Source organism: Rhabdobacter roseus (genome assembly GCF_014202275.1).
In the GTDB taxonomy this organism is placed as follows: Bacteria; Bacteroidota; Bacteroidia; order Cytophagales; family Spirosomataceae; genus Rhabdobacter; species Rhabdobacter roseus.
The window spans coordinates 343,442-367,444 of the sequence record NZ_JACHGF010000001.1; the positions used below are offsets into that span (position 1 = coordinate 343,442).

A 24,003-nucleotide genomic window follows, 5' to 3' on the forward strand; every position below is an offset into this window, starting at 1 on the left:
GTTACTGGGCGGCGTCGCGCAGGAGTTTATTGGCAAAAATGAATTCGTTCATTTCGGGTACTTCTGAGTGAGCGATCGAGGTATTATCGCCCTCCCACAGCTTGAGTCCCTGGTGCAGAAAAAGCACGTTCTGGCCAATTTCCATCACCGAGTTCATGTCATGCGTGATAATCAGGGTCGTAATCTCGTATTCGTCGGTAATCTCCTTGATGAGCTCGTCGATTTTGACGGCCGTCAGCGGGTCCAGGCCGGAGTTGGGCTCGTCGCAGAAGAGGTACTTGGGGTTCATGACAATAGCCCGGGCTATGCCCACGCGCTTTTTCATGCCACCGCTGATCTCCGAAGGCATGCGGTCGTTGGTACCTGCCAGTCCGACGCGTTCCAGGCAAAACTCCGCCCGCTCGTGCTTTTCGGCTTCCGACATATTGGTGAGCATATCCAGCGGAAAGCGTACGTTCTGAAGTACTGTTTGGGAATCAAACAGGGCGCCACCCTGAAACAAAACGCCCATTTCGCGCCGGATGGCCTGCTTCATTTCGGCGTCGCTGTGGTAGAAGTCGCGCCCGTCGTAGAGTACCCGGCCTGCATCGGGCTTAATGAGCCCGATGATGCACTTGAGCAGGACGCTCTTGCCAGTACCACTACCCCCGATCACGATGTTGATCTCACCCTGCTTGAAAGTACCACTGATGCCTTTCAGTACCTCTTTACCGTTGAATGCCTTGGCGATGTCCTTTATCTCTATCATCTTATGTTAGCGCTATTCATTCGAGGGAAACGTATTTTTTTTACTACAAAAATAGCTGAGCAAGTGCATAATCAGCCACCAGAATGGCAATACAGCTATTGGTAACAGCCTGGGTACTGGACTGTCCTACTTCCAGCGCTCCTCCTTTGGTAAAGTACCCCTGATAGGACGAAATGGTCGCGATCAGGAAGCCAAATACGAAGGGCTTCAGACACATAAAAAAGATATTGTAGGGCACAAAGGAATCACGGATGCCGTAGATGTAGTCGCGGGGGCTGATGACGCCCGTCAGCGTGCCAGCCAGGTACCCGCCGAGTATGCCCAAAAAGGCCGACAGGATCACCAGCAGCGGGAAGGTGAACATGGCGGCCAGTACCTTGGGTAGCACCAGGTACGACGAAGAGTTGATCCCCATGACTTCCAGAGCGTCTACCTGCTCCGAAATGCGCATCGTACCCAGCTCTCCGGCGATGTTGGAGCCTACTTTTCCCGCCAGTACAATGCAGGTAATGGTAGGTGCTAGTTCCAGGATTGTCATGTCCCGCACAATAAGCGCAACCGTCGAAACCGGGATCAGTGGGCTTACCAGGTTGTAGGCCGTCTGGATGCAGGATACAGCCCCAATAAACGTAGACACGATGGCTACAATGAAGATGGAGTTGACGCCGATTCCGACGCATTCCTCCATAAACCGCTTCCAGTAGACCCGAAGTTTTTCGCGCCTTCTAAATAAAGTACCTAAAAAAATAAAGTATTTTCCAATAACAGACATAGTATCTCAGCGGGTGTTCGATATTTGGGGAAAATTAGGAAAAAATAAATCCAAACCGAAAAATGAATTCCTTAGCCGTAGTTACCGGAGGTACCAAGGGCATCGGGCGCGCACTCGTAACGAAATTGCTGGACGGTGGTTTTGACGTGGCCACCTGCGCCCGCCACGAAAAAGAACTCCGGGCCTTGCAGGAAGAAATGGCAGCCAGGTACCCGCAGCAGACGCTCCACGCCCTTCCGGCTGACCTATCAACGCGGAGCGAGGTGGATAAATTCGTGGCTTATATACTTTCGTTGGATCAAGCCGTAAAAGTGCTTATAAACAACACCGGGGTGTTCCTGCCGGGGCAGATTCACAACGAAGCGGAAGGTACCTTGGAGAAGACCATTGAGACGAACGTATACAGTGCTTACCACCTCACCCGGGGCCTGCTGGACGGTATGATTAAACGGCGGGAAGGGCATATTTTCAACATCTGCTCCACGGCCAGCCTGGTGGCTTATCCCAACGGCGGCTCCTACTGCATTTCTAAGTTTGCCCTCTACGGGATGACCAAGGTACTTCGGGAAGAAATGAAGCCCCACGGGGTGAAGGTGACGGCCGTGCTGCCCGGCGCTACCTACACCGCCAGCTGGGAAGGCTCCGACCTGCCCGAGGAACGTTTTATGCAGCCCAATGACGTAGCGACGCTGATTTGGTCGGCCCTTCAGCTTTCGCCGTCGGCCGTCATGGAGGAGATTTTACTGCGCCCTCAGCTGGGAGATATAGATTGAATGGTGAAGAATGCAGTAGAAATACCTAACTTGCCGTTTTGAAATGATTAGATAGCTACATTACTATTATTAGAATTAAATGGAACAATATCTCGGCATTGACGTAGGCGGAACCAACGTCAAAATGGGAATCGTGGACGCTACCAATGGGCGGATTTCAAATTTTTATAGCCACGATACCGCCAGCTGGCGTACGTCGGGTCATTTTATTGAGCGCTTAGGCGATGCCATCGCCCTCCAGCTCGTGGAACACCCCGAAGTGAGACGTGTAGGAATTGGTGTTCCGGGACTCATCACGCGTGACCGCACCACCCTGATCGAAATCACGGCTATTCCGGAAATCGACGGTATGAAGGTGGTACCTGACCTGAAGAAGCGCTTTCCGCAGCACGAGTTTTTCCTGGAAAACGACGCCAATGCCGCCGCCCTGGGCGAATACTATTTCGGCGAAGACAAACTACCCGAAGACTACATCTTTGTGACCCTGGGTACGGGCGTAGGCGGGGCGGCCATTATCGACAAAAAAGTTTTTAAAGGGGGCGGAGGTAATGCCATGGAACCCGGCCATGTCCCTTCCAAACACCAGCGTGTGTTGGAACGAAATATTGGCAAAAAAGAGTTGCTGGATATGGCCAACGAAATGCGCGCTGCCTTCCAGGGAACAACCAAACTACCCGCCGACGGTACCATCTCTACCACGGGCCTGGTGGCCGCTGCCGCCGAGGGCGATGAGCTGGCCAAGCAGATTTTTGACGAAATGGGCTACATGCTGGGCGATGGCCTGGTCGCGATGATCCGGATTCTGGACATCACCACCATCTTGATTGGCGGAGGACTATCGGCCTCTTTCGAGTACATCCTGCCCGCAGTAAGCGAGCGCCTGAAATTCTGGCTCACCCCCTACTATCTCAAAACGCTCTCCGTAAAGCGGGCTACTCTTGCCAACGACGCCGGCCTGTTAGGAGCTGCTTCGTTGTGTTTTGATTAGAAAAGAATTCAATAAAAGTCGGGGTTCCTAAATAATTTGAAAACCTCGGCTTTTATAGAAAATTTACCTCCGGGCTCAGCCGGATGCCAAACTTTTCTTCGATGGACCTCTGTATTTTCTCCGCCAAGTCCCGGATCTGCTGGCCTGTACCACCACCGTGGTGCACAAGCACCAGGGCTTGCCGGGCATGTACCCCCACGGCTCCCTCGCGGTAGCCTTTCCAACCCGCCTTTTCAATGAGCCAGCCAGCGGGTACTTTAATGGTGTCGGGGGCGGTGGCGTAGCCGGGTAGTTCAGGAAAACGTTCCCTCAGTGCTTCGTACTGTGCCTGCGGAATCTCGGGATTTTTAAAAAAACTCCCCGCATTGCCAATGACCGCCGGGTCGGGTAGTTTGCTTTGCCGAATCCGAATCACAGCTTCACTGATGGCTTCGATAGAAGGTACCTGGACGTTCATGTCGGCCAGCGTTTTCTGAATATCCCCGTACGAAACGTGAAAAACGGGCTGTTTGCGCAGGCGAAACGTAACCGAAACAATGATGTACTTGCCTTTGAGCGCGCGCTTGAAGACGCTGTCGCGGTAGCCAAAACTACAGGCGGCCGTGTCGAAGCATCGCAGGTCAGCGGTATGCATCTCCACCGCTTCCAGTTCCTCAAAAACATCTTTGATTTCTACTCCGTAGGCACCAATGTTCTGCATGGGAGCCGCTCCTACCGTGCCGGGGATTAGCGAAAGGTTTTCCAGCCCCGCGTAGCCGTTCTGGACGCAGTGAAGTACGAGGTTGTGCCAAGACTCCCCGGCGCCCGCTTTTAGCCACAGGTACTCGTTGTCTTCCCGGATTATTTCCAAACCCCGGATGCCTATTCGAATCACCAGCGCCTCTACATCCTGCGTTAAAAGTACGTTACTCCCGCCCCCCAGGATCTGTTTAGGTACCTCTTTCCAACGAGGATCGAGCAATAGGTTACGCAGTTCATCCGGCGTTTGAACTTCCACAAAATAGCGGGCTTTGGCCTCGAAACCGAAGGTATTAAAAGGGCGTAGTGAAACGTTTTCCTGAATAGTCATGGACAACAAAAAAGGTAGAACCGGGTAGGTACTTGTGCCAGATACCTAACTGCAAAGGTAGGAATAGCCTTTTTGAAAAGTACGGAACAAGGATGTTAATTCGTTTTTGGCTAAATTTGTACCCTAACTCAGAATTTGCACAGCTTATGCTTTCACCTACATCGGTCCGAATCCTGCTTTTGGGTACGCTTGCGGCGATACTTTCGAGTTGTGGGGGTAAAAGTCTGATCGGTAAATCCAAAAGTACCTACCGCGAGGACCTGTCGAAAGTGAGGCCGCGCTATACCTACGTGGAGCCAGTCACCGAGAAATACACGCCAGCCCAGCCCAGCCAGCCTAGCCGTAAGCCAGCAGTAAAAGAAGAGCCGCCGCTGCACGTGAACAAGCGCTTGGAGGCTATTCTGGATACCATCGCCGAGCAGAATAGGGCCATTCGCTACGTAAACGGCTACCGCATCCAGATCTACGTCGGCAATGTGCGGCAGGAGGCCGACGCCGCTAAGTCGTTTACGTACCAGACTTTCCCTGAGCTCAACGCCTACATGTCTTACTCACAGCCTACCTACCGGGTAAAAGTAGGTGATTTTATGTACCGGGCCGACGCCGAACAGTACCTGGAGCTGGTGCGTCCGCAGTATTCAACGGCTATTATTCTCTCGGATCGGGTTGAGATCAAGCGGAGCCTGGACGTAAAAGTGTCAGCGGAAACTAAAAAATATTGATCGGGATAAAAGGTCGGACTGACGGATACTCAATAAGTACCCGGTACTTCGGACTTAATGTCTATTTTTACAATCTTGATTAGGACTAGTAACAATTACATATGAAAAAAGCGCTGATTACGGGCATTACGGGCCAGGATGGAGCCTATCTGGCGGAGTTGCTGCTGAGCAAAGGGTATGAAGTACACGGGATCAAACGGCGTAGCTCGCTTTTTAATACCCAGCGGATCGACCACATTTACGAAGATCCTCACGAAAAGGACGTACGGTTTCACCTGCACTACGGGGATTTAAGTGATTCTACGAACATCATCCGGATCGTGCAGGAGGTACAGCCTGATGAAATTTATAACCTCGGTGCGATGTCACACGTGCAGGTAAGCTTTGAAGAACCCGAGTACACGGCTAACGTCGATGGCATAGGTACTTTACGGATTCTGGAAGCGGTACGGCTGCTGGGCCTGACGAAAAAAACGCGCATCTACCAGGCATCTACCTCGGAACTTTACGGGTTGGTGCAGGAAGTACCCCAATCAGAGCGGACCCCGTTCTATCCTCGCTCGCCCTACGCCGTAGCTAAGCTATATGGCTATTGGATTACCGTCAATTACCGCGAAGCCTACGACATGTACGCCGTAAACGGTATTTTGTTCAACCACGAGTCGCCACTTCGGGGCGAAACCTTTGTGACGCGCAAAATTACCCGAGCGGTAGCGCGCATTGCCTTAGGCCTACAGGATAAAGTGTTTCTGGGTAACCTGGACGCCCAGCGCGACTGGGGCCACGCCAAGGATTTTGTGGAGGCCATGTGGCTGATCCTACAGCAGGAGCAAGCGGAAGACTACGTCATTGCGACCGGCCAAACTACCCGGATCCGGGATTTTGTACGGATGGCTTTTGCCGAAGTGGGGATAGAACTCGACTTCACGGGCGAAGGCGCAGCGGAGAAGGCGGTGATTCGTACCTGTACGAACCCCAAGTACCAGCTACCCGTTGGCAAGGAAGTAGTAGCGATCGACGAAAGGTACTTCCGCCCAACCGAAGTGGAGCTGCTGATCGGTGATCCTACCAAAGCGAAGGAAAAACTAGGCTGGAAGCCCAAGTACGACCTGAAAGCCCTCGTAAACGACATGGTAACCTCCGATCTGGAATTGTTCAAAAAAGACCAATTGCTGGAGAGCAGTGGACATCGGGTGCTGAATTACTTTGAATAAACACCACCACTTTTTACAGATTAATTACAAAAAAGGGCCGGATCATCTCCGGCCCTTTTTTGTATAGAATTGCTTACTGGCTCAATTACAATTTGAATCCAAATGTATAGACATCGTAAGGAGCGTCCGCATAGAGTCCTTCAAACTGTACCATCGTATCGGATTTGCCCGCCAGGAGTTGCTGCATTTCCTTCACGGAGCGTACGGCCTTCCCGTTTATTTTAGTAATGATGAACCCTTCTTCCACGCCAGTCCGAGAGAGCTTGCCTCCTTCCACGGAAAGTACCTTCACGCCACCTTCGAGTTTATAGCGGCTCAGGCGCTGCTTTTCCTCGCCAGAAAGGTCGCCAAATTTGGCTCCTAAGGTATTCAGTGCCGTCGAGGACTCTTCCCGCTTGATGACATCCGAGCCACCCGTTCTGTTCCGTAAGGTAACGGTGAGGTCTCTTTCCTTGCCATCCCGGTTTACGGTAATCACCACTTTGTCTCCGGGGCGGTGTAAGCCAATGGCTTGTTGCAGCTGCGGTACGCTGTTGGTCTCGATACCATCCACGCGTACAATCACATCTCCTTTGGTAACACCACCGGCCTTGGCGGCACTGTTGTCGGTAAATTCACGCACGTAAACCCCTAAGCTGGTTTTTACTCCGTACTCTTCCACTTTACGGCTGTCTAAGTCCTCTAGCATAATACCCAGGTACCCACGCTGCACGTTACCGTACTTAATGATGTCGCTGGAAACTTTCTTCACGATGCTGGCAGGTACCGCAAAGGCATAACCCGCAAAACTACCCGTAGGGCTGGCAATGGCCGTATTGATGCCTATCAACTCACCTTTCAAATTTACCAGTGCTCCACCACTATTACCGGGGTTCACGACGGCGTCCGTTTGGATAAAAGCTTCCAGGGGAGAATCACCCTCAAAATTGCCGCTGTTACCATACTTGCGGGCGTACTCCTGGCTAATGATCCCCAGGCCGCGCCCTTTGGCACTAATAATACCGGCCGTCACCGTTGATTCCAGGTTGAAAGGATTTCCCACGGCTACGACCCATTCTCCTACCTTCACGGCGTCGGAGTTGCCAAATACGATGGGTGGTAAGCTCTTGGACTCTACCTTGATCACCGCTATATCCGTAGATGGGTCAGTACCCACTACTTTAGCTTTTAGTTTTCCTTTATTATGCAGGGTTACTTCCAGTTCGTCGGCACCTTCTACCACGTGGTTGTTGGTAACAATGTACCCTTCGGAGCTAATGATTACCCCCGAGCCCGAGGCTTCGGCCCGTTGGGGACCGCGTTGGCTGCCACCAAAATCTTCCCCAAAGAAATCCCGGAAGAAATCGGGCATCTGGGAACGGCTGCTGCGTACCTGGCGCGTCATCGTCGACCGAATGTGTACTACCGTAGGGGTAGCAGCTTCGGCGGCGTACGTAAAATCACCGGGGGTACCGGCAGGCAAGCCCGTAGACGTAAAGCGAGCCAGTGTCTCTGTAGGTGCCTCTTTAAAAATGACGTCTCGCTCACCGCCCTCATCTAGCAATTTGAAACCAGCAATGGTTGTTGCACTCGAAAGTAACCCAACCAGCACAATGGCTTTCCAGTTAGTTTTCATATTATTTTGTTGGGGTTTTAGTAAATGTATCAATGAAACGCAACGCTACTCCCTATCTATTCCCGGGGAATATCTATTTAACATATTTTAACAAAGATAGTTATTCAGGAAAAAGAACCATACCACCTGCGGAGCAGCGACCTGCTACGTTCAAAAAAATAAGGGCAGTACCTGAGGAGGGGCTGCCCTTATGCGTAACCGCAGCGCTACTAGGCAATTTCGATTTGACGGGCCGGTTTTGGCTTGGCTTCTTCACGTTTAGGAAGCGCAATGTTCAACACCCCGTCGGCATAGGAAGCTTCTACTTTGTCAAAATCGACACTGGTAGGTAGAGTAAAAGTACGCTGGAAGGAGCTGTACTTAAACTCCATGCGCGTGTACTTTTCATTGGTCTGCTCGTCTTTTTGCTGCTTTTGTGCCGAGATGGTCAGCTTATTCTGGTTGAGATCCAGCTTGAAGTCTTCTTTGCTGAGGCCAGGGGCCGCTACTTCGATCCGGAAGCCATTTTCGTTTTCCGCAATGTTTACGGCCGGTACGCTGCCGAGACTGGCGGGGTTAAGTACTTCGTTCATGGTATCGCGTCCAAAGAAGTTTTCCAATAAGGATGGATACACGTAGGTTTTTTTGGTTAATGCACTCATGACTATTCCTATTTTTTGGTTGTTGATTAATGATCTTTTTCAATCAGCCTGCTGGCTACATGATCTTATTTATCAACATCCGTACCTTACCGCAAAATGAATTCTTTCCAAGACAATATGGCCGTATTTTCATAGAAGAGTCATTTTAGAAAGACATAATGTCCGATTTGGGTACTATATCTCGTCAAAAAGGTACTTTATAGAGGTACCTTCTTATGGGGTGGGGCAGGGTGTTAGGTACTTGTCGAGAAGGTTTACGACAGGATCGCTGGGTCGGGGTGCATCGGCGTGAAGGGTATTTCCTTGCTGGTCCAGCAATACGTAGCGGGGCTTGGTAAGCTTCGAGGTACCTTTTGGTATGATCTAAAAGAAAAGGAGTAGGAGGTACTTGGGAAATAAGCACTACTAAGTACCTAGTAGCAAAGGGCCAAAAGGTACCTGAGGCCAATCATGCACACCTTTAAACATGCCAGCCTAAGAAAAATAACAAAAAGCAAAGAGAATAAGGGTACTTTATTTCAGCTCCAGCTGCTCGCAGGCCTTCTCGGCGGCTGATTGCTCGGCTTTTTTCTTGGTGAAGCCCGTACCCGTCGTGAAGGGTTCTTCATCGACTAAAAGTTGGGCAATAAATTCCCGATGGTGGCGATTGCCGCGTTCTTCCAAAATCTCAAACCGGATTTCTTTATTTTCGCGCTGAGCCCACTCGATGATAATACTTTTGAAATTGACGTTGTTTTGGATGATGGCGTCCAGGTCGTAGTGAGCCAGTAGTTTCCCCACAATAAACTTACGGGTAAAACGAAAGCCTTTGTCGAGGTAGATGGCACCCACGAAAGCTTCGAGCGCATCGCCGTACATGGACGAGCGGGGCGACATACCCCGGCGGTTGCCATCGTACTCGATGAGGTGATCCAGGCCCAGCTTGCGGGAAATTTGGTTGAGGGTTTCGCGGTTAACGATCCGGGAGCGGATCTCGGTCAGGAAGCCTTCGTCTTTGTAGGGGTACTTGGTAAAGAGAAACTCGGCTACTACCATGCCTAGTACGGAGTCGCCCAGGTACTCCAGGCGCTCGTTGGATTCGCGGAAACCGCGGATGGCGGTTTCGCGGGAAGCAGAGGTATGGCGAAAGGCCAGTTGATAAACGCTAAGGTTGGAAGGACGCTCGCCGATAACGTGTTCAATGGATTTTATAAACTTCTTTTCTTCAGCGCTGTTTCCCGCCTTAAAAAGAGACATGATCGGTAAGAGAACTCGCTTCGCCAACGCAGAGTACGGTTAGGCTTCCAATTTTCTGAAAACAACGGATGCATTATGACCGCCAAACCCAAAAGTATTGCTCAGGGCCACGTTAACGGATCGTTGCTGAGCCTTATTGAACGTAAGATTCAGACGAGGATCAATCTCCGGGTCGTCCGTAAAGTGGTTGATGGTAGGGGGTATTACTTGATCACGGATAGCCAGGATGCAGGCTGCGGCTTCGATAGCTCCGGCTCCTCCCAACAAGTGCCCGGTCATGGACTTGGTTGAACTGATGTTGAGCTGGTAAGCGTGCTCTCCAAAGAACCGCTCGATGGCTTTGATCTCCTGTGGATCACCGATGGGCGTAGAAGTACCGTGCGTATTGATGTAGTCTACGTCTTCGGGCCGGATGCCGGCATCCTCCAGGGCATTCTTCATGACCATGTACGCCCCGCGGCCATCCGGATGGGGCGCCGTGATATGAAAGGCGTCAGAAGACATGCCACCCCCAATCATTTCGGCGTAGATTTTGGCTCCTCGGGCCTTGGCGTGCTCGTACTCTTCCAAAATAAGCGCTGCTCCTCCTTCGCCAAGTACAAACCCATCGCGGTCTTTGTCGTAAGGACGAGAGGCCGTCTCGGGCGAGTCGTTGCGTTCAGAAAGTGCTTTCAGGGCATTGAACCCACCCACACCGGCGTTGGTCACAGCCGCTTCGGACCCCCCGCTGATGCATACGTTCATCGTGCCGAGGCGGATGTAGTTGTAGGCGTCAATGAGCGCGTTGGTCGAAGACGCACAGGCCGACACCGTAATGAAGGTAGGCCCCCGGAAGCCGTAGCGGATCGAGAGTACCCCCGACGCGCTGTCGGCAATCATTTTTGGAATAAAGAAAGGATTGAAGCGAGGGTTTTTGGCCCCGTCGGCAAAGTTCATCACTTCGTCTTCGAAGGTTTTCAAACCACCGATTCCGGAACCCCAGATGACACCGGCTTTGTCGAGGTCGAGCTTTTCAACGTCAAAGCCGGCATCTTTCATGGCCTCATCGGCCGCAATGACCGCATATTGGGTGAAGGGGTCCATTTTACGAGCTTCCTGCCGAGGGATATAGTCATTCATATCCAGGTCCTTCACCTCGCAGGCAAAGCGGGTACGAAACTTTTCGGCGTCAAACCGGGTGATAGGTGCAGCTCCACTTACACCAGCGACCAGGTTTTTCCAGAAAGTCGGGACGTCTTTTCCTAAAGGCGTTAGGGCGCCCATCCCGGTGACTACAACTCGCTTGAAACTCATAAAAAGGACTAAGAAGAGAAGATGATACTGGGGTGAAAAGCTAGACTTACTTCACGTTTTCTTCCAGATAGGCAACAGCCTGACCTACAGTACCGATGTTTTCAGCCTGATCGTCGGGAATAGAGATGTTAAATTCTTTCTCGAACTCCATGATCAACTCAACGGTATCAAGAGAGTCTGCTCCTAAGTCGTTCGTGAAGCTGGCCTCAGGGGTAACCTCCGACTCTTCTACGCCGAGTTTCTCGACGATAATCTGCTTAACTCTTTCTGCGATTTCTGACATTGTGTAAACGCTTTTTGGTTAAAAACGCCACAAAGAAAGATATTTCAAATCACTTTGTCAAACAATTTTTAGTCCGAGTCGAGCCGCTAACTTTTTATTGCAGATAAAAAAAAAGCAGAAAATCAAATGCTTACAAAATAATGATTGGCCCAGAGGGAAGATTGGCTGGAGAACAAGGCGGGGAAATGTACCTTTGGAAAAATTTTGTCTCAACAACAAATCTTGCTCTTTATGCTAGTGCTCCCCCAGCTTAAACATACTGACAGCGACCGCTTTTTCCTCATGGCGGGGCCCTGTGCCATCGAAGGGCGCGACATGGCCCTGCGCATCGCTGAGCGTATTTGTACCATCACGGATCGCCTCCGGATACCCTATATTTTTAAAGGCTCGTACCGCAAAGCCAACCGCACCAAGCTGGATTCCTTTACGGGCATCGGTGACGAAAAAGCGCTGGCGATCTTACAAGAAGTTGGGACGACCTTCGGCGTACCGACGGTGACGGACATCCACGAGTCAGGCGAGGCTGCCCTGGCCGCGGCCTACGTGGACGTGCTCCAGATCCCGGCCTTTCTGTGCCGCCAAACGGAGCTCCTGGTGGCCGCCGCTCAAACCGGCAAAGCCGTAAACGTAAAGAAGGGGCAGTTTTTGGCGGGTACTTCCATGAAATTTGCCGTAGAGAAAATCCGGGAGACGAACCCCAAGGCTACGGTGATCCTGACCGACCGGGGCAATTCCTTCGGCTACGGTGACCTGGTGGTAGACTACCGCAACCTGCCCGAGATGCAGGCTTTTGGGGTACCTGTGGTGATGGATTGCACGCATTCGCTCCAGCAGCCCAACCAGAGCAGTGGCGTTACGGGTGGAAAGCCCCGGCTGATCGAGACCATCGCGAAGGCCGCCGTGGCCGTAGGGGCCGACGGGCTCTTCATCGAAACCCACCACAACCCCGCCGAAGCGAAGTCGGACGGAGCCAACATGCTGCCGCTGGACCAGCTGGAGGGCCTGCTGGAGCGGCTGGTGCGGGTGCGGGAGGCGATTTTGTAAGGTACCTTGCAAAGGAGCGGGTATAAGTACCCCTACCTAAGCCAGGCGGCCCTCTTTTTGGTACTCTTTCTGAATGTGCTCCAGCAGCAGCTCGGGGCTTACTATTTTTTCGTGTTGGGCCAATAAAGCCAGGCATATGCGCTGCACGATGTTGATGATGTGCGCGCCGGTGAGATCGTATTGTTGGGCCAGCTGCTCGAAATCCACCGTAGACCGAAACCCTACCTGGGCCGGGAAAGCCTTGCGCCAGAGCTGTTCGCGCTCCTCGGCGGTGGGTTTGGGAAAATAGATGATCGAATGCAGCCGCCGCGTAAAAGCCTCATCGATGTTGGAGCGCAAATTGGTGGCCAGGATCACCAAGCCGGGGTAGGTTTCGATGCGCTGCAGCAGGTAGGCTACTTCCTGGTTGGCGTACTTGTCGTGGGCATCTTTGACGCCCGTGCGCTTGCCCAGCACGGCGTCGGCTTCGTCGAAGAACAAGATCCAGTTTTTGTGTTGGGCTTTGTCAAAAATCCGCGACAGATTTTTTTCGGTCTCGCCAATGTACTTCGAAACGACCTTGGATAAATCAATTCGGAAGACATCCTGGCCCGTATGTTGGCCCAGCAGCGTGGCGGTCATGGTTTTTCCCGTGCCCGGCGGACCGTGAAACAACGCCCGGTAGCCGGGTTTGATTTTACGGTACATACCCCATTCGTAGAGTAGGGTGTCGTTGTACCGCAGCCACAGCTGCAGCTCCTGGAGCTGGGCCTGCGTGTGCGGATTGAGCACCAGGTCATCCCAGGTTTGGTCGGTGGCAAGGTACTCTGCCCCAAATTCCGGCGAAAACCGGGGGCGGGAAATTCGCCCCAGCCGCAGCCATTCCACCACTTCTTCGTTGACCACCAACCGGCCGCTCAGGCGGGGCTCGCCTTCGGGTACCGCGTCGAGGTGCAGCAGCCCCAGGGTACTTAGGGCCCCGTCGGAGGCCAGGTACCCGGCTATCTGATTGCGCCGTTCCTGATCAGTCCCGCCCAGCAGGAACTGCGCCGTTTCGCCAGTGGGCAGAATGCCCCGGTAGTAGGTACCTTTAGTACCGCCAAAGAGTGGAAACTCGCCGCCGTCGGGCAGGTACTTTTCGATGAGGCCGCTGAGGAGTTGGGGCTCGAAGTGGGGTGCGAGGGCCAACAGCAACAGAATGAATTCTTCGTCGGAAAGCGATTTTCCTTGCAACAACTGCGCAAAGCGCTTCGACTCCCGCACAGCCCGCAGGCTGGCTTTCTCGTACCAGAAAGGCTCGGCAGCTTCCCGAAAATAGGTACGCAGGCGCGTATCAAGTACCTCTCTAAGAAAGGCAAGCGAGGCTTCCAGAAAATAGATACGTCGTTCCGTCATTGTTTTAAACTTGGGTAAAATCCACGCGGATGGCCCGTTTGATGCCATACTTCGGGTTGGCATAAAGTACCTTCAGAATTTGCACGCCGGGTAGGTCGGCGGGCTGCCAGCGGTGGTAGATTTCGTCGCCCGCCGCGCGCGTTTTGGTGATTTGGGTTTCCGGCTCACCAAAACGTACCTCCAGGTAGTTATGAATGTCGGTTAGCATTTTTTCAAAGGTTTTGAACGAACCCGGTTTGTCGGCACGTTGGTCAAACTCTAGCGAGAGGCTGATCTCGCGCAGGCTTCGGGTTTCGTCGTAGGTATAATATACATTATAATAAAGCGAAGACCGCCCGCTGATGGGGTAGCTGTAGGTAAGTACCCGGCTGGTGAGGTTGTGGTAGGGCGTGCCGCTTTCCTGCCCAAGTACCTGGTCGAGGCTATCGCCCAGGCGGAGGCCGCGAGCCAGTGCTTCGGGAGTAGCCACTCCGGGAGTCGCTACTCCCGGAGTCGGTCGAAATAATTCCTGAAAGTAGTTACCCATCCTGGTGGTTGTTTAGGATAGGCTTTTGTTCATGACCTTCTCCTCTTCGGGTTTAGGCATTTGGTCATTTTTCTGGATTTCCTCCTCCGGCTCTTTTTCTTTGGCCTGTACCTGGTCTTTCTCGTCTTCTTTACCCGTTGGCTTTTCTTCCTGGCGTAGGAGTTTCTTGTTGCGCGTAGGCGCAATGAACGGCTTCGCGTCTTGCTTGGGGCCGGGCGATCTTCTTATCAATGAGCGCATGGGTTTTTCTTTTTTAGGATGAAAAATAGGTTGCTAAGTACTGTTTGGCATGCTCGTAATACTCATTTTCTTCTCCGGCACCTACCAGGCTGAGCAGCAGCCGACGGGCTCCGGAGAATTCTCTCTGCACGTGCTTCAGCACGGCGGCGTAGTAAACGGCCTTGGGGTAGGTAGGTACCTGGGCCAGTACCTGATCCAGCTGCGCGGCGGCTTCGGAGTAGTGCTCCAGGGCCAGCAGTACTACCGCCAGGTCGGTGCGGGCGGGGTAGTCGTCGGGACGCAGGACCAGGATGCGTTGTAATTCGGCGATGGCCTCGGGCTGCAAGCCTATACCCAGGTAGTTTATACCCAGGTAGTAGCGGGCGTTGGTATTCTCGGGTTCCAGGCTCAGGGCGCGCTTGAGGTACTCTTGAGAGAGGCCGTAATCCTTCCGAATCAGGTACAAAGTACCCAGCCCCACCAGTGCTTTTTGATTTTCAGCATCCCAAAAAAGTACCTGCTCGTACTGCCCGATGGCCTCGTTGAGGTACCCGGTCGCGGCCAGGGCGGTGGCCCATTCGAGCCGGAAGGTTATGTCTTCGGGATGCAGTACCACTATTTCCTGCCACACCGAAAGCGCCTCGGGGAGTTTCCCCGTAGCCGTGAGCAGACGGGCGTAGCTTTCCAGGCCGGGGGTACTTTGGGGGTTCAGGGCCAGGGCGGTTTCGAGGTGCTGCTGCGCGGCGAGGTAGTGGCCGCGCGCGGCCAGGGCATTGGCCAGGTTAACGTGGGCGGAGGCGCTCTCGGCGTTGAGACTGAGGGAGCGGCGGTAGTAGTCCTCGGCCTCTTCCCACTTTCCGCTACTAGCCAGGGCGTAGCCCAGGTTGTTAAGAGCTGAGGCGTTCTGCTCGTCTTCTTGCAGCGCGAGCCGGTAGTGCGCTAGGGCAGCTTCGGTATCGCCGCTCAAAAATAGCCTGACGCCCTCGTTGTTGTATTCCTGTGAGTCCTTCATAGGGTACTTTGTTTATTTCAAATCAATTCTCGGCCAAAGCGTTTCATGGCCTCCCCAATGCTTATTTCGGGCCGGATCACCCGGACGTTGTCCAGCGTGAGGTCAAAGGGTTTGCCTTCTTCGTAATGAACCGGGAATTCGAGCCCGTAGCGCAGCCCGGAGCCAAACTCTTTCTGCGCCAGGTTTTTTTTCCATTCTTTTCGCAGAAAAAGCGCGCGGGCTACAAGTACCAGGTTTAGGTCGAATTTGAGCGCGGGCTCGACGTAAATCCTGCCCGTGGCGTCTAGCGTAATGCCCGTACTTTGGGCCCAGTTGACGTCCACTTCGGCTTCGGCTGCGCCTTTGATCCCCACGGCTCCGCCCAGCTCCAGGTTGCCGCTAACGCTCGCAATACCTACACTCAGGCCCACGCCCGCCCGGCCAAAAAACCGCAGGCTGGCGTCGGCCGGGATTACAAACTTCCCGTGGCCGTTGAGCGTGATGCTGTCTTCCTGGCCGGGCTTGTAGTTGACGGTGGCGCTGAGGGCTTCCAGTTTTCCCGGTCCGAAGCCCGCGTTGAAGTCGATCCCCCCCTCGATGGTAGCCACCAGACCAATGCTGCGGGGCCCCACGGGAATGGCAAAGAGTGGTATTTCTAAGGTAGGAAACGTAAACAGCCGCTCGTTGATTTCTTTGCGGTTGAAGACATCGACCGTCCCCGGCAGGCCAATGGTACCGCTCACTTCCATTTCGCCGTTGGGCGCTACGCTCACGGTGGCAGTGGCCTGTAGCCAGGGCGTGAGGCGGAGGGTCAGGGAGCCGCGCCCGTAGATGATCCAGCGGTCGCCGGGCTCGCCCGTCAGGTTGCCAGCCTCGTCGACGGCCCGGTTAGTAGCACCCAGCCGTACGTTCCCCTTGGCGATGCCCTTCTCGTACGCCAGGGTACTTTCTACCAGCAGGGTACCGTTTTGGTACTGTACGCTAAGGGTGGTGTCGGTGAAGCCGGGGAGATCAATACTGGCCGTACCAGCAGCGCTGACCTCGTAGTCGCCGCCGCGCTTGAGTACATTGACCCGCACACTACCGCCGCGAATGCGGGGGATTTCGTTGCTCAACTGGAACTCGCCGCCTACTTCAAGCTCCTCTTGGTTGTAGCGCAGCGACATAGCTCCGCTTTGCAGGCCTTTGATGTCGAGCTCGGCGTTGCCGCTGGCGCTGAGGGTTCCGGCGCTGTAGGTGACGGTAGCCGTGGCTTGTTTGATGCCGCGGAGCTTGCCGCGCGGGATCTGGATCGTACCGCTTACAGTAAGCTGGCCGTCGGTGTAGGCGATGGCTACCCGGGCGTTGTCGAAGAGCCGCCGGTCGAACAAAAACTCACCGCCCACGCTGAACTTCCCGTTGCTGTCTACGCTGCCGCTGATGGTCCCTTCGCCCACGTTTTTGATACCGAAGCTCAGCGAGCCGCTGGCGCGCAACGTACCCGACGAGCGCAACGAAACGGCAATCACGCCGCCGTAGATCTTGAAGGGCGAAGGTAGTTTAACCTCGTTGCCCGAGAGCGAGGCTTCCAGGAAAATATCGTTTCCTTCAAAACCCAATTCCAGCGTCAGGCCGTTCGCCAGAAAGGGCAGGTCGGGAAGTACCTTGGCGCGGCCAATGGTACCCTGGTCGGGGTCGATGAAGACGTCGTCGAAGCGGACGGGGCTGAAAAACTTGATCTGGGTTTCGCCCAAGACCGACTTCAGCTCACGGTCGGTGATGTAAACGGCCATCGGCACGCCTTGCATGGCCCGCAGGGGTACGTCGCGCGTGATGGGTGCGATCTTCTTGTTGCCGTCAAAAAATGTAGCGTTCAAAGTACCCCCTCCCCCGCGCGTGTAGGTGACGGTGTGCAGCTTGACGTTGCCCGCTTTTTTGTTTAGGGGCTTGGTGACGGTGGCCGCGTTGGGGTCCAGGTCCCGCACGCGGAAGGAGCGCCCGCCGGTGGCGTTGGTGAAAATACTCAGCTGGGAGGCGTCGCCGAGGCCCAGTTCGTCCATCTGCGGGCGCGTCAGCGGCGTGAGGCCGTCCAGGGCGGCGGCGTCCTTGGCGCGGGGCTGGTCGTAGTTTTCGTTGGGGCGTCCGGCTATGGGGAGCCCGCCTTGTACATTCGTAAACTGTACCGGCATTTTCTGCCCTTCCGAAGGGTGCGGTAGCTCGGGAAATTTCTGCTGGCGGGCTTCGGCCAGCAGGCCCTGAATCTTGGTTTCTTTTTCATTATTAATATTGGAGCCGGAGCTGCGGTTGGCCGAGGATTCGAGCAACCAGAGGTTACCCAGTTCATTTTTTCCGCCCAGCTGCATTTCGCGCTGGTGGTCTACGTCGTAAAAGGTCGTAGCGCCGTTGGGGTTCCAGTAGGGGCGTGCCAAACGCGACTTTATTCCCGCTACGGTACCGATCACCAGCGAGCGCTGCGACACCGCCCCGCCCGTCTTGAGCCGGAAGGCGTATACCGGCGGAGCGGCCGGGTCGGCGCTCACCACGGTGGGCGCGTTCATGGCCTTGATCTTGTCCTGAATTTTGGCGTCCAGGCCCGTGTCGGCGGTCATGTGGTCGTCCCAGATTTGCCGCTGGGTATCTTCCCGCTGGGCGGGGTAGTTGAAAGTCAGCGGAGCGGGCGTAAAGGGTACTTTGATGGTCGGTACCGAGAGCGAGGGGATAATAGCCTTGAATTTTCCATCCGCTTGTTTCTCCACGCTCCCCTTGCCCGAGGTACTTTCAAACTTGTTCGGGTCGGAGGTGTCCTGGTCGGTAGCGGGCGGGGCGGGAGTGGTTTCGGTGCGCTGGATGCGCTTGGGCTGTAGGCTTCCCTCCGCCTGTTGCACCGTGTGCGTAAGCTCATGCGCCAGGAGCTTTTTGCCTTCGTGGGTAGCGGGATTGTACTCGTTGGCGTTGAAATAAATATCGCTGCCGTGGGCGAAGGCACGCGCACCTACGTCCTGGTTCATTTGTTCGGCGCGCGAGTCAGTATGAATGCGCACGTCGTTGAAGTCAGTACCAAAGCGGCCCTCCATGTCTTCGCGCACGGGCGTAGGCAGCGGTGAGCCCCCGCCCTTCGATTCGTCGAGTTGTCGCTCCGTCTTGGGCGACACTTCCTCTCCACCACCGGAGGTACTTTCCTCCTCCTGCCGCTGTACCTTCCGGCTGATGAGCGGGGCCAGTGGCTTGGTTTGTAAAGGTTCCCGGTCGGGGGCGGTGACCTGCTCGGCCACGGCGTCGGCCTCCTGCTCGTGGGCGTCGCCGGGCTCATTGACCGACAGCTTGGCCTGCGCCCCCGTAGCACCAAAGAAGCTCTGCTCGCTCCTCCGGTGGAAGAAGGGGCTCTCGCTTCGTTGCAACGTACTGCTTTTGGCTTTGCTATCGGGTGTTTTCATCCGCTTCGATCAAGGTACTTTCGTTTAGGTCCATTCTACCCACACCGGCTCGGGCATCCAGGGCAGCGCCACAGGATTGTACACCCAGAGATCGTCAAGGAGCATGTCATAAGGTGCCTGCTCTACCTGCAGCAGCCAGTCGTCGGTGCGGCGGGTGAGCTTGGCGGGGCGTTGCAGAAAGCTCACCCGCAGGCCTTCTACGCTAGTACCTTTCAGGGCAGTCCAGTGCTGTAGTACGGCCCGTAGCAGTTGGTCGGCTTCGTCGCGCTGGGCGTCGGCAAATTCCCGGCTGGCGGCGACGGGCCAGGACACGGGCAGGCCGCAAAGTACCTTGTTCAGCACGAGCTCGGGCTCGGGCGTGGCCGCCTGGCCGGTCACCAGGTACTGCAGCAAGTGTACCGCCGCGTCGGAGTCCAGTACGCGGCGCTCGGTAGCTACTTTGCAGGCCGTAAGGTACCTTTCCAAAAACGGCGAGAGCAGCACCAGCCCCGCGTTCTGGACGTAGTGGCAGGTACCTTCATCGGGCAGGTGTGAGGCAGGTACCTTATCAGGTACCTCGTCTGGGGTACTTTCTAGGCTTTGTAAATCAGAAAAAATAGCCGGAGCAATGCCGGGAAAAACCTCTCGCAGACGATGAGAAAATTCCTCCCAGGGTACTTTGGAAGGAGAGGTGCTTGCCGGGAAGACACCTGCGTTATAATATATTTTGAGAAAAAGCACCACCCAGGTACCGGCGTCCGGCGAGGTACTTACTGAGGGTAGTTTTTGGAGTAAATCAATGTAAATCTTTTTGGTAGACATAGACGTCGCGGAAGTGCCAAAAGACCGCACGACCTGCTCAAATACCCGCCAGACGGGAAGTACCTGCGGAGCCATTTTTTGGAATACTTGATTTACTAAATAATGGATAAACTCCTCCGGAAACTGCTGCGCCAGCCGGGTGCCTGCGGACGAATTTTGGGCCAGTAAATCCCAGATCCGCTCCGCATCGCCGTGCGACAAGGTACCTTGGGGGGCTTCATTTTTTTTAAGTTTTACCCAATCTTCCAGCGTTTCGGACGGGCACCACCAGGGCAAGGTACCTTGCGCCAGAAAGTACAAGAAGGCCTCGAACGGCGAGTATCTGGGCTCTGAAGTGCCTTCCACGACCCGCGCCGTCAGCTGGCTTTGCAGTTTTTCTTCCACCGCCCTCAGAAACGCCTCTTCAAAGTACCTTTCGGAAAGTAGCCCTAGGTCCAGCTCCAGGCGGTCGATCACCAGGGTACCCGTGGGTGCGTGGCGGTCCAGTACCTGTGCGAGGCGAAGGGGCAGCGCCGTGGCGCAGAGTTCCTCCACGGTTCGCTGCCACCGGAAGGCATCCGGCGAGCCGTGTACGGCCACTTCTACAATTTGGCGCTGGATCTGGTGCATGGGTACTTGGGTGTCAAACTGATTTCGTGAAACAAGGGTACTTTATAGGTTAACCGCGCGGTAGCTCAACCACCTGCTCCCGGATGTCGAAGCAGCCGTCTTTGGTGATAGCCAGCAGCCGGATTGGTACCTGGGTGGTTCGGGGTGGAATGGCAACTGTTGGTTCTTTCTCGTGCGAATAGCGCGGCTGGGGCTGGCCCCCGAAGGTCCAGAAACAAAAATCGAAGGACGTCTTGGGGGTAAACGTGAACAGGTACTGGCTGTGCCCCAGGTTTTCCAGGATCCTGATGTTGGTTATTTTGGGCCCTGCTTCGCAGGTCGGTTTGAAGTCTTCTTGTTTGCACAAATTGGCGGTTTCGCAGCCGAAGGCCGGTACTTTGCCCGTTTCCTGCGCCCGTTCGTCGGTCCAGATAGTGGCTTCGGGCAGGTACTGTACGCGTAAGCGCTGCGAAATACCACGGCTCTTAAGCTCGTAGTCGGATTCTATAAACAACTCAAAATGTTCGCAGATAAAATGCTGGATCGTCAACAGGCCGTACGTTTTGTCGTAGCCCAGCACGAAGCGGCCAGGCCCGATTTTCTGCCGAATGATCTCGTTGAGTTGCTTGATTAAGCCTTTCATGATACTATCAAACTCATCGGTACTGAGTGCATTACTTGTACCAATGATACCATTAAACTCACCCGTGAAGTCAAAATCAACGCCGTAGTCGGGAAGCGTAAGGGCCGCTTTATGGGTTCCGAAATGGGACAGCACATCACCGCGCCCCGGCCGCTCCATCCACAGCAGGTACCTGCATCGCTTCGCCTCGCCGCCGCAGGGCAAGTCGCACTCCTCCACGGGCTGGCAGCGGTGGGCCGGGATGGTGACGGTGCGGGTCTGTTTGGAAGTACCCTGGCCGCTGTCTTCCACCACCACGGTAGCGCCCGTGCCGCTGGCGTAGATGAGCCGGTGGCTCGCACCGCTAACGGCCGAGCCGTCCACTACATAAGGCGGCGTACCGCCGCTGAGGGTGAGTGTTATTTCAAAGGCCGTATTTTCCCGGACGCAGTCCGGCTCGCCCAGCGCAACCGCCAGCGGAGGTACTTCGGTGGGCCTTTCGGGCGGAAACACCACCGTGGGCACGCAGCCCGAGCAGCAGAGGTAGGGTAGGTAAAAATCCGCAAAGACCATCCCCACCGGTAGGTTGGCCTCGACGGCTCCCACGGTGGTGCGTTCACGCTCCAGGTATCCCAGCAGCGCGCGGAGTTGTTCTGCCCAGGGGTAGTTTTCCAACAGCTCCTCCCGCGTGTCTGCTATCTTGCGCTGGGCGTGGGTGTATTCCTGCACAAAATGCGTGAGCTGGGTTGTGAATCGCTCCTGGGGTACTTTCTCCTGCGTTTCGCCGTGACATACCAGCACAAAAGTACCCCCCATGGGTACCCCGGCTTTGTGTTGCAGGCCGGGCTGCGCCTGGGCGTAGTGGCTCAGCAGTAAGGCTTGAAGTACCTTTTCCAGGCGGGTGCGGTATTCTTTAAGCAGGAGCTTAAAGATCGCCAGGCGGCACTGGCGCGCCATCGTTTCGAGCAGCCGCTGGCGGTCGGCGTAGCGGGGGGCGTCTTCGGTTTTGCCTACTTTGGCGAGTACTGTCTCCACCGCCCGGAGCAGCCGCTGGGTACCGTCTTCAAAGGCCGCCAGGTAGTTTTCCATGCCCGGCAGGTCGGGGGGGAGCTGGTAGGCCTGGCGGAGCGCCAGCAGCCCGATCTGCTGCAGGTCGAAGTCGAGCGTGGAGAGGTTGGCTTCGTCCAGGGGTACATCGTGCGGGGCGTTGTTGCCGAAGCGCGCCCACAGTTCCCCGATCTCCAGATCCTGGGCCGAAAGGGTACTTTTCAGGTACTCGGTAGAAGCCTTGGCGCGGGCTACGTCTGCGTCCGTAACCCGGTAGCGTAGCGCCGCCGCGTCCGCCCCGATAAGCTTCCGTACCGACCCGGCGTAGAGGCAGCGGAGCTCCAGCAGCGCGATCCGGAACATCGTCTCCAGGTCGTCGAAGCAGCAGCAGAGGTCTTCCACGCGCAGGGTACTTAGGCCCTGTAGTGCGTTGCCGGTCCGCACGGCCACGACGTCAAAGGGCAGGCGTTGGCGATTACGTAGCTCCGTAAGGGTAGTCAGGGCTTCACGTACGGGCATGCCCACGTGGCCCTCGATGCGTAGAAAGTTGTACGGCTCCAGGTCGTAGCGGAGCGGCTGGGCCACAAAATCGGGCGTGGAGGCGGGGTAGTTGGGCGCGTAGTAGGAGAGGTTGTGGTTGGCCTGGCCATACTGACTGCGGGCGGGGTTCCATAAGGAAAGCAGGGGTGGGGTACCTGCCAAGAGGTCGTAGTAGTAGGGAATGGCTTTTTCGGAAAGCGGCCCGCGCCCCAGGTGGCTGGGTGTGATCCGGATCTCGCTCCCTTTTTCCAGGCTAGTCCGCGCTGGTACCCGAAACTGCCCCAGCATCCGCATGGCTTTTTGTACCAGCGCCCGCACCATAGCCACCTGGCTTTTGGCGGCGTGGATCACCGGCGAAGGGCGGAAGTAGTGCCGGTACTGACTCGTCACCTGGGCGGTATTTTCGCTGGCCAATCCTAGAAAGAGATGTCGCGGGAAAAGCCCTTCCGGGGGGCAGCAGAAGGCCAGCAGCTCTCCAGCCTGGCGGCGCAGCTCGTCGTAAGCCTGGATGAGGTCCGACAACAGGTCGTAGAAATATTGGTACTGATAGGATTCCGGCAGCTGTACTTTGTCGTCGGGGCCGTAGGGTGGGTTCCAGCCCAGAAAGTCGTTGCTGATGCCACTCAGGGTACTTCCGAGGAGGGTGTAAGCGTCGCTCCAGTTTTTTTTAAGGGTATTTTCAATAAAATCTTTGGTCAATATAGCCCGGTAAGCTTCGATGACCTGCGTGGTGGAGCCCAGCGTCGTAGCCGGTACGTCGAAGCGGGGCAGGCGCATCGCGGGCAGGGCGGCTTCCAGCCGGGGTACATTCAGCTCGGCTCCACCGGGCAGGGTGGCCGCCCGGCTCAGCATCGTGTCGGCATCCTGACGGCGGAGCAGCAGCGGCCGAAAGGCTACCTGTACCTGGTTGCCCTTGTCGTCGCAGGAGTTGGGGGCGCAGTTTTTGAGTTTTTCTTCGTCCAGCTCCACGTACAGTATCACTACTTTTTCATCATTGGCATTACCGTTCCCGCGTAAGAAGTTAGCTGTCAACGCCTGCGAGCCCGCCGGGTTTCCTTCTACCAATTCCCACAGCGGAAAGTACGTTTGGGCGGCCGGGTCGTTGTAGAAAGGCGGGTAGGGTGTGGCATCCGCCGGAATGGCAAACGGCCGGTAGCGGGCGTAGGTTTTGTCTGAAAGTACCCCGTCGGTCTCGCCGAAGGTGATCAGGTACCCCGCTGAGCTGTTGCCGCAGCCGCGCAGCAGGCGTAGCTGGGTGCTGCCCACGGGTACTACATCCAGCCCGCACACGATGCCAATGCCGATGAGGTTGGTACGCGTCAGCCGGTTCTGTTCGTCGAGGTACCGGAACAAATCATTCAGGTGCTTGCTTTGCAGCACCTGATTGGCCTCGAAGCGGGGGTAGGTAAATTCCTTCGGCAGCATGGTTTTGGGCTAGTTAAGGGTTGTTTGATTTACTATTGATTTGTAAATCATTGATTTTT

At 55.2% G+C, this 24,003-nt stretch carries 20 protein-coding genes; 5 read left to right on the top strand and 15 right to left on the bottom strand.

The genetic code is table 11. From position 1 onward, the window contains the following. Position 1 precedes the first annotated feature (1 nt). Both HNQ92_RS01405 and HNQ92_RS01410 read right to left on the bottom strand, forming a co-directional pair. Positions 2 to 748: an ABC transporter ATP-binding protein gene (locus HNQ92_RS01405; protein ID WP_184169794.1), complete on the bottom strand. Its 747-nt coding sequence runs from the start codon at positions 746 to 748 to the stop codon at positions 2 to 4. Positions 749 to 791: 43 nt separating this feature from the next. Continuing rightward, positions 792 to 1,520, bottom strand: a complete 729-nt coding sequence (locus tag HNQ92_RS01410; protein ID WP_184169797.1) for an MlaE family ABC transporter permease — start codon at positions 1,518 to 1,520, stop codon at positions 792 to 794. A 62-nt stretch (positions 1,521 to 1,582) separates the two neighbouring features. Here HNQ92_RS01410 and HNQ92_RS01415 point away from each other — a divergent pair, with 62 nt between their 5' ends. Then, positions 1,583 to 2,293 (top strand): SDR family oxidoreductase, encoded by a 711-nt coding sequence (locus HNQ92_RS01415; protein WP_184169802.1) that lies wholly within the window; start codon positions 1,583 to 1,585, stop codon positions 2,291 to 2,293. Between the two features lie 79 nt (positions 2,294 to 2,372). Then, a complete protein-coding gene (locus HNQ92_RS01420) occupies positions 2,373 to 3,281 on the top strand; it encodes an ROK family protein (protein ID WP_184169806.1) in 909 nt (302 codons plus the stop codon). Positions 3,282 to 3,333: 52 nt separating this feature from the next. Here HNQ92_RS01420 and murB read toward each other — a convergent pair whose 3' ends face one another. Next, positions 3,334 to 4,350 (bottom strand): UDP-N-acetylmuramate dehydrogenase, encoded by a 1,017-nt coding sequence (gene murB, locus HNQ92_RS01425; RefSeq protein WP_184169810.1) that lies wholly within the window; start codon positions 4,348 to 4,350, stop codon positions 3,334 to 3,336. Positions 4,351 to 4,496: 146 nt separating this feature from the next. Here murB and HNQ92_RS01430 point away from each other — a divergent pair, with 146 nt between their 5' ends. Next, positions 4,497 to 5,072, top strand: a complete 576-nt coding sequence (locus HNQ92_RS01430) for an SPOR domain-containing protein (protein WP_184169813.1) — start codon at positions 4,497 to 4,499, stop codon at positions 5,070 to 5,072. Between the two features lie 101 nt (positions 5,073 to 5,173). After that, positions 5,174 to 6,286 carry a GDP-mannose 4,6-dehydratase gene (gene gmd / locus HNQ92_RS01435; RefSeq protein ID WP_184169816.1) on the top strand — a complete coding sequence of 371 codons (1,113 nt, stop codon included), beginning with the start codon at positions 5,174 to 5,176 and terminating at the stop codon, positions 6,284 to 6,286. 85 nt (positions 6,287 to 6,371) lie between these two features. Here gmd and HNQ92_RS01440 read toward each other — a convergent pair whose 3' ends face one another. The 5 genes from HNQ92_RS01440 to HNQ92_RS01460 all read right to left on the bottom strand — a co-directional run bounded on the left by HNQ92_RS01440 (position 6,372) and on the right by HNQ92_RS01460 (position 11,354). Continuing rightward, positions 6,372 to 7,901 (bottom strand): Do family serine endopeptidase, encoded by a 1,530-nt coding sequence (locus tag HNQ92_RS01440; RefSeq protein ID WP_184169819.1) that lies wholly within the window; start codon positions 7,899 to 7,901, stop codon positions 6,372 to 6,374. A gap of 209 nt (positions 7,902 to 8,110) precedes the next feature. Beyond that, positions 8,111 to 8,542, bottom strand: coding sequence for an Hsp20/alpha crystallin family protein (locus HNQ92_RS01445; RefSeq protein WP_184169822.1), 432 nt, complete (start codon positions 8,540 to 8,542; stop codon positions 8,111 to 8,113). Between the two features lie 513 nt (positions 8,543 to 9,055). After that, positions 9,056 to 9,778, bottom strand: coding sequence for a ribonuclease III (gene rnc, locus HNQ92_RS01450; protein ID WP_184169825.1), 723 nt, complete (start codon positions 9,776 to 9,778; stop codon positions 9,056 to 9,058). A gap of 39 nt (positions 9,779 to 9,817) precedes the next feature. Then, positions 9,818 to 11,071 (bottom strand): beta-ketoacyl-ACP synthase II, encoded by a 1,254-nt coding sequence (fabF, locus tag HNQ92_RS01455; RefSeq protein WP_184169828.1) that lies wholly within the window; start codon positions 11,069 to 11,071, stop codon positions 9,818 to 9,820. Positions 11,072 to 11,117: 46 nt separating this feature from the next. Continuing rightward, entirely contained in the window at positions 11,118 to 11,354 is a 237-nt protein-coding gene (locus tag HNQ92_RS01460; RefSeq protein WP_184169831.1) for an acyl carrier protein, read from the bottom strand. 231 nt (positions 11,355 to 11,585) lie between these two features. Here HNQ92_RS01460 and kdsA point away from each other — a divergent pair, with 231 nt between their 5' ends. Then, entirely contained in the window at positions 11,586 to 12,398 is an 813-nt protein-coding gene (kdsA, locus tag HNQ92_RS01465) for a 3-deoxy-8-phosphooctulonate synthase (protein WP_184169835.1), read from the top strand. 36 nt (positions 12,399 to 12,434) lie between these two features. On the opposite strand, the gene HNQ92_RS01470 is transcribed toward kdsA, so the two are convergent. From HNQ92_RS01470 to HNQ92_RS01500, 7 genes are read right to left on the bottom strand one after another with little or no spacing between them, the layout of a single operon-like run. Continuing rightward, a complete protein-coding gene (locus HNQ92_RS01470) occupies positions 12,435 to 13,772 on the bottom strand; it encodes an ATP-binding protein (protein WP_184169838.1) in 1,338 nt (445 codons plus the stop codon). 4 nt (positions 13,773 to 13,776) lie between these two features. Then, on the bottom strand, positions 13,777 to 14,298 hold the full coding sequence (locus tag HNQ92_RS01475) for a hypothetical protein (protein WP_184169841.1): 522 nt from the start codon (positions 14,296 to 14,298) through the stop codon (positions 13,777 to 13,779). 12 nt (positions 14,299 to 14,310) lie between these two features. Next, positions 14,311 to 14,538 (bottom strand): hypothetical protein, encoded by a 228-nt coding sequence (locus HNQ92_RS01480; RefSeq protein ID WP_184169844.1) that lies wholly within the window; start codon positions 14,536 to 14,538, stop codon positions 14,311 to 14,313. Positions 14,539 to 14,551: 13 nt separating this feature from the next. After that, positions 14,552 to 15,529, bottom strand: a complete 978-nt coding sequence (locus tag HNQ92_RS01485) for a tetratricopeptide repeat protein (RefSeq protein ID WP_184169847.1) — start codon at positions 15,527 to 15,529, stop codon at positions 14,552 to 14,554. A 17-nt stretch (positions 15,530 to 15,546) separates the two neighbouring features. After that, complete coding sequence (locus HNQ92_RS01490) at positions 15,547 to 18,921, bottom strand: eCIS core domain-containing protein (protein ID WP_184169850.1); 3,375 nt, start codon at positions 18,919 to 18,921, stop codon at positions 15,547 to 15,549. A gap of 24 nt (positions 18,922 to 18,945) precedes the next feature. Then, positions 18,946 to 20,331 carry a contractile injection system tape measure protein gene (locus tag HNQ92_RS01495; protein ID WP_184169853.1) on the bottom strand — a complete coding sequence of 462 codons (1,386 nt, stop codon included), beginning with the start codon at positions 20,329 to 20,331 and terminating at the stop codon, positions 18,946 to 18,948. Between the two features lie 49 nt (positions 20,332 to 20,380). Then, on the bottom strand, positions 20,381 to 23,944 hold the full coding sequence (locus HNQ92_RS01500; protein ID WP_184169856.1) for a hypothetical protein: 3,564 nt from the start codon (positions 23,942 to 23,944) through the stop codon (positions 20,381 to 20,383). Between the last annotated feature and the right edge of the window lie 59 nt (positions 23,945 to 24,003).